The following is an 11,492-nucleotide window of genomic DNA, read 5'->3' as shown; positions in this document are numbered from 1 at the left end:
AGGCGTCCGACCGAGCATCGGCCTGCCATGATGGAGACATGATGCGCAACAGTGGATCGTCTCGGCGGGAATGGCAACTGGTACGAGTGGCTTCTCGCATCACTTCCTCGCGTCGGCTTCTATGGTCGGTCCTCGCCGTGGCGGTTGTGATGAGCATGGGAGTCGCCGTAGCGTGGACGACCCCGTTGTTTGCCACCCGCGATCTGGAAATTCAGGGAAACTCCTTGGTTTCAAACGAGGAAGTGCATGCGGCCGTTGCCGAACAAATCGACGTGCCTCTACCACGGATCGACCTGGTCGGTGCCGAGAGTGCCATTGGTGCCATTGCCGCAGTGGAGTCGGTGACCGTGTCTCGTTCGTGGCCGCGCGGATTGCGAATAGAGATCACTGAACGTAGACCTTATCTATTGGTGCCGGAATCGGACGATTCTTTCTGGGTCATCGATCGCGAAGGCGTTCCGTATCAGCACTTGGAGGAAAGCGATCCGGCTCTGCTGCAAGTGCAGCTAGACGATCCCGGCCCACACGACCGGGCGACTAAGTCCACCCTGGAGATCTTGGAAGATTTGCCACGCGAACTACGTGACCAGTTGGAACGTGTCGAATCTCCCACGGCGGCAGGGGTTGTGCTGCATTTGGAAGGCGGGCAGAGCATCCGATGGGGTGACGCAGACCAAAACGAAAAGAAATCTCAGGTCACGTTGCTACTGTTGTCCCAAGATCATCAGCATTTCGATGTCAGCGCCCCAAACGCTCCCTCAGTGAGTTAGCGTATGGGAAGGATAAGTGAGCCGAGCTCTGGCCTAGAGACTGATGTTTGAGAAGATTAACGACACGCCGATCCGCCTGCTGGTCAGTACGACCGAGAAGGCATAGTTTCCGGATCGGGAATACTGGTACGTCGCCGCAAACGGTTCCATACGGACATCCCCGGCGCGGCGTAAATGGGAAGGAAGGGCAGTCTCTCGATGACACCACCGCACAATTATCTGGCCGTCATTAAGGTCGTCGGAATCGGCGGCGGCGGTGTCAATGCCGTCAACCGCATGATTGAAGCGGGCTTGAAAGGCGTTGAGTTCATTGCTATTAACACCGATGCGCAAGCCCTGCTGATGTCCGATGCGGACGTGAAATTGGACGTGGGTCGGGAATTGACGCGAGGCCTGGGGGCCGGAGCGAACCCGGACGTGGGGGCTAGGGCCGCCGAGGACCACCGCGACGAGATCGAGGAAGTCCTCAAAGGCGCCGACATGGTTTTTGTGACCTGTGGTGAGGGTGGTGGCACCGGAACCGGTGGTGCCCCTGTGGTCGCCAATATTGCGCGAAAATTGGGTGCTTTGACCATAGGCGTCGTGACGCGTCCGTTCTCCTTTGAAGGGCGTCGCCGTCAGACACAAGCAGTGTCGGGCATAGACGACCTGCGTAACGAGTGCGACACCTTGATCGTCATTCCCAACGACCGGCTTTTGCATCTGGGAGACCGTTCCATCTCCATGATGGATGCCTTCCGCTTGGCCGATCAAGTATTGCTCTCCGGTGTGCAGGGCATTACCGACCTGATCACCACACCGGGTTTGATCAACCTGGACTTTGCCGATGTCAAAAGCGTCATGTCAGGTGCTGGATCGGCGTTGATGGGAATCGGCGCCGCTCGTGGTGAGAACCGGGCCATTGAGGCGGCACGAGCGGCCATCGAGTCACCACTGTTGGAACAGAGTATGGAGGGCGCGCGCGGAGTGCTGCTGTCCATCGCCGGTGGTTCGGATTTGGGTCTGTTCGAGATCAACGACGCGGCCGAGTTGGTCAGCGACTGTGCGCATTCGGATGCCAACATCATCTTCGGCGCCGTCATCGACGACGCCTTGGGCGAAGAGGCCCGCGTGACTGTCATCGCCGCCGGGTTTGAGGCCGAGGACAGTGATTTCGAGCTGGCTCAGCAAAAACCAATCAAACCGGTTGAGAAGGAACCGGATGTGACGGCAAAGGCCTCCGATGAGGCCAGCGATCCCAGCGCGACGATCACCACTCAGCCCGAACAGCGTAAGGTGCTCTTCGACGACGTGGACGTCCCTGACTTTTTGAAGAACGGATCCTAAACGGGGGTCGAGATCACGAGCCTTATCCAAGCCTTCGCTTGGGTAAGGCTCACCTGATGTCGGGATAATCGAGCCAGAACAGAAGGACACGAGTGCTACCGCCCTCCCTGACACCGACGAAGTCGCGACAAGCCGACATTGACGAAAACGTGGCTGCGGCCCGGCAAGCTATCGCACATGCTTGCCGGGCCGCAGGCCGCTCACCCGAATCGGTCAGGCTCGTAGCCATCACTAAGACCTTTCCCGCCGTCGACGCGGTGGCACTGGTACGCGCGGGTATCACTGACATAGGTGAAAACCGCGAACAAGAGGCGGCACCGAAAGCCGCGGAGCTTACGGTGAGTGGGGTTGAGGTCGCATGGCACTTTGTCGGGCAACTTCAGCGCAACAAAGCTCGTTCTGTGGCTAGGTTTGCCGATTGGATTCACTCGGTCGATCGAGATCGCCTGGTGAGTTCTCTCGATCGTGCCGCGGCCGAACATGGGAGACGGCCACGGGTGCTCTTGCAGGTGAATCTTGACGGAGCGCCAGGCCGTGGGGGAGTGGCGGTGTCCGATGTGGCTGCGTTGGCCGAGAGCGTCGCCAAGTCTTCTTCATTGACGTTGAGTGGTGTCATGGGCGTCGCGCCTCCACAATGGGAGCCCAAAGAGGCCTTCGACCTCTTGGCCGAATGTTCGCACAGGGTGCGCCGCATCGAGGCGAATGCCAGCGAGATATCTGCTGGTATGAGTGGAGACTTCGAGGAGGCCATCGCTTGTGGTGCGACGATGATTCGCTTGGGCGGCAAACTACTTGGCCGCCGTGACCGTCCCCACTGAGAACCCGGTGAGGGCCCTGTTGGAAATGTCACCTCGGGCCCGCAGTCTCCACTTGAGCGAGGTGGAGCACACACATCACTGACGTCGTCACGTAATCTAGAGAAAATCTCAAGCGACATGACGACGAATGGCTTGCCCCCTAAGGGATCGCGCCCGAGCGGGTTGGCAAAACGGATAAAAATAACATGCGTGTAAGTATTAGGCGCTAGGATGAGGTAGCGGCCAGCTACCGGCCGGGAGGGAGCAGAGTCGATGGGTGCCATGCGGAAGGCTGGCGTGTGGCTCGGCCTCATAGAAGAAGAAGAGGACCGGAGCTATAGTCGCAACGCCTACTCTGAGAACGATAACGAGTTCAGCGACGAGGAGGACACTCCTGTCGCGAGGACATCCTCGCGGACGTCCTCGGCCAGCGCTAGTCGGGTGCGCCGGCTCGAACGCGCGGGCGGTGAGCCTGCGACGTTGCGTTCGGTGGAGCGCTCCGAGGCGCGCTCCGCGAGCAGGACCTCCACCTCGCCCTCCGTGGCTTCGCTTAATCGGGAGAACCTGTCGGTGGCTCCGCAGCAACCGACTGCTACTGCCCGGTCGCTTCCACAGGAGGACAGCAAACCCAACTATCGCATTACGACGCTGCATCCGACGACTTATACCGAGGCCCGCACGATTGGCGAATGCTATCGCGATGGCACTCCGGTGATCATGAACCTCTCGGAAATGGATGAAGCGGACGCGAAGCGTCTGGTCGACTTTGCCGCAGGTCTCATCTTCGGGCTGCGGGGATCGTTCGAACGGGTCACCAATCGGGTGTTCCTTCTCTCACCGGCTAATGTGCAGGTGACAGCTGAGGACAAAGCCAAGATTGCCGAGGGCGGGTTCTTCTCGTCCAACGGATAGGGGATACTCACAACTGTGACACTGGTCGTGCAGATTCTTTATTTGGTCTTGTTCACGTTTTATCTGTGCATGCTTGCGCGCTTGGTTTTCGGCGTTACGCTGCGCTTTTCCCGTTTTTGGGAACCTGGGCGCCGTTCGGCGGTGTGGCTGGAGACTGTGTTTTCAGTGACCGACCCGCCCCTGAAGGGGTTGAGGAAGGTGATTCCACCGTTGAGACTTGGTAACGTTGCGATTGATCTAGCGTTCTTGGTGCTCTTGATCGGAGTATCCATCTTGTTGCACGGAGTATTGGGCAACATGATGTAAAACGTAGAACGGACGCTAGGCGAAATTTTGAGTTTGTGGTCCCTGCGACCACCAGCTGAATGTAGGAGTTTCGATGCCGCTGACCCCCGCTGACGTTCACAACGTCACGTTCAAGAAACCTATGCTCGGCAAGCGTGGCTACGACGAGGACGAAGTTGACGGCTTCCTCGATGAAGTCGAACGCGAGCTGATCCGACTTAACGAAGAGAACGGCGAGCTGCGCTCTCAGGTGGAGAACCTGCGCGCCGGCGCGGCGCCAGGTGTGGCCGACCATGCCGAGATGGCCGCCGCTTTGGAGCGCGTCCAGCGTGAGAAGTCTGCCGCGGAGCATGCCATTGCCGTGCTTGAGGCCGATCTGGAAGAGACTCGCCACCAGGCTGAGGTCGCTCTCCAGCAGAACTCGGGCGCGATGCAGCAAGCCGCCGCCGGGGCCGAAGGTGGGGAGCAGCAGGCTTTGCGTCTGCTCATGGTCGCGCAACGTACCGCAGACGACCACCTCGAAGACGCTCGTCGCGAAGCCGAAACCGTGCTTGGCGAGGCGCGCAGCCAGTCTGAGGACATGGTCGCGCAGGCTCGCAGCAAGGCCGAGCGCCTTGAGCGTGACGCTCAGCAGCGCCATCAGGAGATCATGGGCGCCCTCGAGACCGAGCGCGCGACGTTGAGCAAGTACATCGAAGAGCTGAAGACGTTCGAGCGTGACTACCGCACCCGTTTGAAGGCATACCTGGAAAGCCAGCTCCGTGACCTTGACGGCCGTAGCCGTGAGGGCGACGAGCCGGAAATGCCGCAGACTGATGCCGACATTCCCCAGGCCGCCGGTGTCGGTGGATACGGAAAACTTTCCTAAAACTGTTCGCATCGGCCATAACTGCAAGCTCGGTTTGTCGTTGTTCTATACAGCGACATTGGTACTGGGATCTTCGTGCACGCCGTCGGCGGGTCGAGGTATTTGTCGGAACCAACGGATGTCGTCGACGTGGAGCAGGTTAATCGGCCGCCCACTGTCGTAGACCCCGTTATGGCCGATGACCCGGACTACACGTCCTGAGCCCCTAACCTTTCACGACAGGGTGCTCAAGACCGGCTTTTCGAGAGCGTGTCTTCGGAAAGAATCCGTAGGACGGCATAATTGTCAGCACTGTTGCCCCGGCAACGCCGAAACGACGCTGTAGCGCATACGCCACGCGAACACGCTGTCTCAGACAGCTCTCGGAGCGAAATGGCCAGCGCAGCGCCGCGACGGCCTCGGTCTGACGTTTTTGTCCGGGTTATGCGATCGAGATCATGTTGACCCTTACCTCCCTTCGCGGGGACGTGTCGCCACCAGTGATACAAGCGAGTAGACCGACCTTCGGGGCCGGTCGTGGGTGGGAGAAGGCTCGACATGATCGTCAGCAGTTTGCTAATTCTGCTAGCCGCCTTGGGGCTGCTGACGTTCGGTGTGATCACGGACCAAAACAGCCTGCTCGTCGCTTCAATTGTGGCCAGTCTCCTGGCTGGTGTGGCTTTGTTCCTGGGGGCACGGGCCAGCGCCCAACGAGCCAAAGAGAAGTCGAAGTCCTCCTATGCCAGTCGTAGCGCTCAACGGCGCGCCGCGCGGGCCTCGAAGGTAAGCGACCCGACCCAAGCTGAGACTGAGCTGCTCGATGTGGGCGAGGGTCTGACGCCGCCGGTGGCGCAGGCGCCAACGGGGCCCGGCGATCAGCACCGAAGTCACGATCCTGACCAGCGTGGTCGTGGGGGGCATCCTGCCAGGGGCGGCGTTCCGATAGTCCCGGGTTCGAATGATCCGCGGTTGCGCGGTGACGACGCCCCCACCTCCCAGATTCCTCTGATTCGCGATGGCTTTGAGCCCCCGGCGGTGGAGTTTCGGTCCGGCGGCGCTGTGCCGCCTGGCTCGCGCTCCGATGCGCCCGGCCGCCGTGCGGATACGAGCTTTGGCCTGCCACCGCGAACCGAGCCCGGAGGCGGACCCCAGTCCGTTCCCTCGCAACGCGACGCGGCTGAACCATCGTCGGGAGACTTGCCGTTTGTCGATCCGCGGCGCGTTCAGCCATCGCAGTCCTCCGACTATGACTCGTTCCCCGCCTGGCAAGACGATGATCCACATTGGTCTGGGCACCCAGATCAGGCCCGTGCTTCGGCTCCGGAGGCACCTTTGCCCGGCGAGGTCGATTCACCGGCTACGCCGCAATGGGAAGAGTGGGAACTGTCGGACCCACGCCGCGCGCATGGAGCCAACGGCCACCAGGGCGACGGTACGAGTGGCGTTAACGCCTATGGGCTTCGCGCCGGCGAAGCGCCCCTTCCTCCTCAAAGTGAGCAGGCCACCGGGGCCCCACGAGATAGTGCTGCAGTTCAACGAGCCCGCGATTGGGCCGAGGAGGCACCCGCTCATGCCGATTGGGAAATTCCGGAGGATGAACCCTCTGGCCGTTCGCTGACGGCCGTGGAGGCGGCTTCGCTGATGCGCTTGGACGCGACTGTTCACGTCATCGATGGTCGGCCGCGATTCCACCTCTCTAGCTGTTCGCACCTGCTGGGGCGTGACGAAGAGCCTTTGGAGATCAATGAGGCCATTGAGTTGGGCTTCACTCCATGCGTCCAGTGCGACCCGGCTGGAAATCTATCGGCGACCCCGGCCCTGCATTGATTAGTGCCCCCTGGCTTGGCGAGCGAGTGGTTTTGGCATCGAAGTAGTGGGCGTGGTGCCGCATCGTGGCGCTCGCGCTCGTCTCAAAAGTCTCCGTTGGAAGCACATTCCCCGCCCTACCTAGGCTCTTTCGTGGCTTTCCGATGCGTCCGCCCAGTTCCAGGGGCATTTGGGAACTGGTTTGCGAGTTGCGATTGACCACCTAGTCCGTGGCGCGTATCCTATGTGCTACCTTGCGCGGTTTATGCCGCGTAGGCCCGTCTTGACCAGGAGGCTTGTGTGACTGTGGTGTAGCTCGGGAAGCGGTGCGGGGCGTGGCTGTTGTGCGAAGGCACGATCCGAAGAGACTGTTCTCAACAGATCCGAGTCATCATCGCCGATCCGAACCTTTGGGCTGAACGACCCAGGTGTGCGGTAATTAACGGCATAATGCGGTGTGGTGTCGCAATGAAAAAGGGTCGAACTTCGCTGCGGTCTAGCGGGCAACGTCGATCATGTACAGGCACTGACCTTTAGAGACCTGTCTCTAAGACGGTGGTGAGCGACCGTCTCTCACCAGTGTTTTTGAGACGGCGCGGAGAACCCGCGCCGAGTAGTACGGGAGCCGAGATTATGGCAATGACCATCGTCCGGGGCACGAACGTGAGAGTAGCCTCGCGTGGCGGCCAGTACTGCCATGCCGTCACCGGTATCGGCAAGACGGCGCTCTCGGTGTCCATGTTGTGCCAGGACTGCCTGCCTAACCCCCATAGAGGCTTGCTATGACTCCAGCTAAGAAGTCCACCGCCAAGAAGGCGACCGCCAAAAAAGCCGCGGCTAAGAAGGCCGCCGCGAAGAAAACTACTGCCACCTCGAAAGTGGGTGCCAAGTCCACTGTGAAGAAATCTGCGGCCACGGCTACTAAGAAGGCGGCGAAGAAAGTCGTAGCCAAGAAGTCGAGCGCGGCAAAGCCAGCCTCGGAGCCTCCGGCGAAGCCGACCATGCAAACGCGGTCGGCCCAGGAAGAGACTGAGCTGCGAGAGGCCCTCAACGAGCGGCTGGAGGAATTGCGGGAGGAACATCGCCGCGTTGTGCTTGAAATGGAGACCTTGCAGCGTGAGCGGCTGGCTGATTCGGCCGGGGACGATCAAGGTGATTCAGGTTCAAAGACGATTGAACATGAGCAGGAAATCACGGTCGCCAATACCATCGCTGAGAAGGTCTACCAGGTAGAAAGGGCGTTGGACCGGCTTGACGTGGGGGACTGGGGCATCTGCGAACGGTGCGGAAAGCCGATTCCGGCCGCCCGTTTGGCTGTCTTTCCTTCCGCGACTCAGTGCGTGGCGTGCAAGCAGCTCGATGAGCGTCGCTAACAGCGGTGCCGTTCATTTAACCAACAGTCCGCATCCATTCTTGGGGCGAGGCGCGTATGTGATGAGGCTGACCTGGGGCGCAATCTAACCCCTAGCTAGGGGTTCGGTGGCGGCCCCGCCACTGTGAGCCCTCCCGGCCGCTCCCGTGCTCTCCTGGCATGTCAGGCTAAGCTAGTCGGGCTGAATCCTCCCAGCGTATGCGCTGGTGAAAGCCGGGTTGCTCGACCCTTATCGAAGGTCGGGCTCAGATGTGGGTGTCCTCACCCAACCAGTGATAGGGGGCCGGGCCCGGGGCCGACGGCTTTGCGGTACGTATTCCCTGGATGAGGTCGTATTGGTCCCTCGGGCATGCTCCTCGTCGCCGGGGCCCGGTGGCGCCGCGCCGGATAGGCATTGCACCCAGACAGTCGAATAAACAGGCACACAGGAGAGACCAACACTCGTGAACACCGCTCAGCCAGACCCCACACTTGAGTCTGTCGGCACGCAACGCCGCAAGAGCCGTAGCACCAGGGTTCTGGTCAGCACGTTCTTGTCAGTGGCGGCTGTGTCAGTGCTCATCGACGTACTCACCAAGGTCGCCGCCGTTCACTGGTTGACCGATGCTCCGCCAAAGGAACTGCTCAATGGCGTCCTGTACTTGAACTTGACCCGCAATCCAGGCGCGGCTTTCAGCATGGCCACCGATTACACCTGGGTGTTGGCCATTATCGCGACAATTGTCGTCGGCGTGTTGCTGTTTCTGTCCACGCGGATACGCAATCTACCCTGGGCGTTCGCCCTCGGTCTGGTGTTGGGTGGGGCCACGGGCAACCTGGTGGACCGCATCTTCCGCGAGCCGGGCTTTATGCAGGGCCACGTCGTCGATTTCGTGAGCGTGTTCGACCCGGCCGGGCGGGCTTTCCCGATCTTCAACATGGCCGATTCTTCGTTGGTTGTCGGTGTCATTCTGGTGGTTCTTTTGGAATTCACCGGGCGTCCCTTTTCGGAACCTCCGGCCGAGGACAGCCGGGCCGATACCAATGCTGAGGCTGACAATGCCTCCGATGTCGACGACGCGACATTGTCCGCTCCAGCGGCCTCCGACTCAGAAAGTGGTGAGACACGACCATGACCCGTCCCCAGCGTTCCCTGCCCGTGCCAGAGGGCTGTGAGGGCCAGCGTGTCGATCAAGCTCTTTCGCGGCTGCTTGGCCTTTCTCGCACCGTTGCCGCCGAGCTGATCGCCGAGGGCGATGTGACCGTGGACGGCGCGACGTGCGCTAAGTCTGACCGGCTCACCTCCGGCCAATGGCTCGACGTCACGCTGCCGGAGCCGCCGCAGGCGGCCCAGGCTGAACCGCCGCGTGCCGTCGATGGCCTGAACGTGGTGTTTGCCGATGACGACATCGTGGTGGTGGACAAGCCGGTGGGCGTCGCCGCCCATCCGAGCCCTGGTTGGGATGGCCCGACCGTCACCAGTGGACTATTGGCCATTGGGCATCGGCTCAGCGAGCATGGAGCTGATGAACGCAAGGGCATTGTGCACCGCCTCGATGTGGGGACCTCGGGGGTCATGGTGGTCGCCAAGAGCGAACGCGCCTATACGGAACTGAAGCGGGCTTTCAAGGAGCGTACGGTCGATAAGCGATATCGTGCCATCGTGCAGGGACATCCCGATCCACTTTCGGGCACTGTAGACGCGCCGATTGGCCGCCACCCTCGGCATGACTATCGGTGGGCCGTCATCGCCGATGGGAAGGCCTCGGTCACTCATTACGACACGCTTGAGGTGTTTCCGGGTGCGGCACTGTTGGACATTCACCTCGAGACTGGCCGTACTCACCAGATCCGGGTGCATATGAGTGCGTTGAACCATCCGTGCGTGGGGGATTTGACCTACGGTGCCGATCCGACCATGGCCGAACGGCTGAATCTGACACGCCAGTGGCTGCACGCCTACCAGCTAAGTTTCACGCATCCTTCGTCAGGTCAACAGGTTTCGTTCGAATCGGACTACCCTAAAGATCTCGCGTATGCGCTAGAGATTTTGCGCGAGGGCCAGTAGCCGACTCGGTCTTACCTGTTCGCCTCCCATCCCGCGATCGCAGCCTGTCCAACGGGCGCATTTGGCTGCCGGGATATAGGCGCACAGCGGCTTTGTCATGTGTATCGCGACCGACGCGGCCTGGTTGCAGGGCAGGTGGGTGTGCACCCGGCCGGGGTTGGGATTTCGGTTGGTTCCAGCGCGCCTGTGAGTTGACGTGGGGGAAGCATGAGTGTGGGCAAGCGTTTTTCGCGTCTGGACGAGGTGGTAGTGCCGCGGCTGGGGTCTCGTCTTCACCGGGCCCTCATCTCGCGGGCCAGTCGCGCGCTCGGATTGGGGCTTTTGTCGGCTTTGGCGCTGACCGTCATCGTGGCATTGTGGTGGGACGCTGGAATTGGCGACCACGCCACGCAGCGGGCCGCTGACGCCGGTGGTGGCATTGCCGGGTCGGGAATGTTGATCGGTCCTCCGCCGGGAACGACGTCGCAGGCCTATGTCGAACATGTGCGGCGGGAGATGAACGAGCTGCTGTCTATCGAGGGAGCCACTGGAGAGGTCGAGGATGTGTGGGCGGTGGTCTCTCTGGAGTCTTTCGCCACTCCGCAGGAATTGGCGGACCTTTTTGGGCCCACGGTGGAAACCCAACGGGCTTTCCTGCGCCCGCCCCCGGCCGACATTGAGGTGACTGGGGTTGAAATCGAGGTAGGAGAGATGCCCGGCGGCTTGTCCAAGGCGATGGAGCTTCTGGCCGACCGGCGCGAGTCGCAGGCGAGGGATTTGTTTGAACTCTCGGAGTCGCTTACAGGCGACAGCTCAGCTGAGGCTGAGCAACGCGACCGTTACCTCAACGACAGTATGGTGGCCGCTACTCAAGCTCACGCCTACCGCCAGGGCTGCGAATGCGTTTATGGGGCCGTGGTGCGGGCTACCCCAGGGACACTGTATTGGCTGCAAGAGCAGCCGCAAGTGCGACTCATTCACCCGGCTCCAATAGGAGTCGACGCGGACTCGGTGACATTTGTCCCCCTTTTGCCAACTTATGAACCCACAACTTCTACCCCCTCTGCGTCGTTGGATGAAGGAACCCCTGATTGAGGAACCATCTCAAGGCGGTTCACCCGATAAGGGTGTTACGACAGGTCAATCCTTCTGCGGCCACGTCGAGACTGCGTTAGCTGGGCTCCTGCGAAAGCGCGGGGGCGACGCAGTGCCGTCGCTGGCTCGGACGAAGGGTCTCTCACTGGTAGACGCATCACCGCCGATGTGGCGCGGTCGCCTTTTATCCTGACGGTTTGCGGGCCATACTTGATGAGCAGACGTGTTCGCGAAAGTCTTCGGGAACGAACCCGAC

Annotated in this window: 10 protein-coding genes and 1 pseudogene; all 11 read left to right on the top strand. The window is 60.9% G+C overall.

From position 1 onward, the window contains the following. Nucleotides 1–38: 38 nt before the first annotated feature. The 11 genes and pseudogenes from JQS30_RS10625 (at nucleotide 39) to JQS30_RS10575 (ending at nucleotide 11,236) form a co-directional block, all read left to right on the top strand. Entirely contained in the window at nucleotides 39–770 is a 732-nt protein-coding gene (locus tag JQS30_RS10625; RefSeq protein WP_213170253.1) for a cell division protein FtsQ/DivIB, read from the top strand. A 198-nt stretch (nucleotides 771–968) separates the two neighbouring features. After that, nucleotides 969–1,908 (top strand): annotated as a pseudogene (gene ftsZ / locus JQS30_RS10620) (cell division protein FtsZ); the annotation flags it as partial. A gap of 280 nt (nucleotides 1,909–2,188) precedes the next feature. Then, on the top strand, nucleotides 2,189–2,914 hold the full coding sequence (locus JQS30_RS10615; RefSeq protein WP_213170251.1) for a YggS family pyridoxal phosphate-dependent enzyme: 726 nt from the start codon (nucleotides 2,189–2,191) through the stop codon (nucleotides 2,912–2,914). A gap of 252 nt (nucleotides 2,915–3,166) precedes the next feature. Next, on the top strand, nucleotides 3,167–3,805 hold the full coding sequence (locus JQS30_RS17560) for a cell division protein SepF (protein WP_213170250.1): 639 nt from the start codon (nucleotides 3,167–3,169) through the stop codon (nucleotides 3,803–3,805). A gap of 15 nt (nucleotides 3,806–3,820) precedes the next feature. Continuing rightward, nucleotides 3,821–4,111, top strand: coding sequence for a YggT family protein (locus JQS30_RS10605; RefSeq protein ID WP_246497867.1), 291 nt, complete (start codon nucleotides 3,821–3,823; stop codon nucleotides 4,109–4,111). Between the two features lie 73 nt (nucleotides 4,112–4,184). After that, the gene (locus tag JQS30_RS17555; RefSeq protein WP_213170249.1) at nucleotides 4,185–4,958 is read left to right on the top strand and encodes a DivIVA domain-containing protein; all 774 of its coding nucleotides are present in this window, start codon (nucleotides 4,185–4,187) and stop codon (nucleotides 4,956–4,958) included. A gap of 537 nt (nucleotides 4,959–5,495) precedes the next feature. Next, a complete protein-coding gene (locus JQS30_RS10595; RefSeq protein ID WP_213170248.1) occupies nucleotides 5,496–6,764 on the top strand; it encodes a hypothetical protein in 1,269 nt (422 codons plus the stop codon). 980 nt (nucleotides 6,765–7,744) lie between these two features. Further along, complete coding sequence (locus JQS30_RS17700; protein ID WP_213173045.1) at nucleotides 7,745–8,116, top strand: TraR/DksA family transcriptional regulator; 372 nt, start codon at nucleotides 7,745–7,747, stop codon at nucleotides 8,114–8,116. A 442-nt stretch (nucleotides 8,117–8,558) separates the two neighbouring features. Beyond that, nucleotides 8,559–9,230 (top strand): signal peptidase II, encoded by a 672-nt coding sequence (gene lspA, locus JQS30_RS10585; protein ID WP_213170247.1) that lies wholly within the window; start codon nucleotides 8,559–8,561, stop codon nucleotides 9,228–9,230. Then, entirely contained in the window at nucleotides 9,227–10,162 is a 936-nt protein-coding gene (locus JQS30_RS10580; protein WP_246497865.1) for an RluA family pseudouridine synthase, read from the top strand. The genes lspA and JQS30_RS10580 overlap by 4 nt, the downstream gene beginning before the upstream one ends. Nucleotides 10,163–10,369: 207 nt before the next feature. After that, entirely contained in the window at nucleotides 10,370–11,236 is an 867-nt protein-coding gene (locus JQS30_RS10575) for a hypothetical protein (RefSeq protein ID WP_213170246.1), read from the top strand. Nucleotides 11,237–11,492 lie beyond the last annotated feature (256 nt).

Origin of the sequence: Natronoglycomyces albus (assembly GCF_016925535.1) — a bacterium.
GTDB classification, from domain to species: domain Bacteria; phylum Actinomycetota; class Actinomycetes; order Mycobacteriales; family Micromonosporaceae; genus Natronoglycomyces; species Natronoglycomyces albus.
Note: the sequence above shows the minus strand (reverse complement) of the source record. Positions and strands in the feature narration are given on the sequence as shown.

Excerpts from the sequence above, each read along its gene's own strand:
- JQS30_RS10625 (WP_213170253.1), top strand. The coding sequence starts at position 39 with ATGATGCGCAACAGTGGATCGTCTCGGCGGGAATGGCAACTGGTACGA.
- JQS30_RS10595 (WP_213170248.1), top strand. The coding sequence starts at position 5,496 with ATGATCGTCAGCAGTTTGCTAATTCTGCTAGCCGCCTTGGGGCTGCTG.
- JQS30_RS10575 (WP_213170246.1), top strand. The coding sequence starts at position 10,370 with ATGAGTGTGGGCAAGCGTTTTTCGCGTCTGGACGAGGTGGTAGTGCCG.
- JQS30_RS17700 (WP_213173045.1), top strand. The coding sequence starts at position 7,745 with ATGCAAACGCGGTCGGCCCAGGAAGAGACTGAGCTGCGAGAGGCCCTC.
- JQS30_RS17560 (WP_213170250.1), top strand. The coding sequence starts at position 3,167 with ATGGGTGCCATGCGGAAGGCTGGCGTGTGGCTCGGCCTCATAGAAGAA.
- JQS30_RS17555 (WP_213170249.1), top strand. The coding sequence starts at position 4,185 with ATGCCGCTGACCCCCGCTGACGTTCACAACGTCACGTTCAAGAAACCT.
- JQS30_RS10580 (WP_246497865.1), top strand. The coding sequence starts at position 9,227 with ATGACCCGTCCCCAGCGTTCCCTGCCCGTGCCAGAGGGCTGTGAGGGC.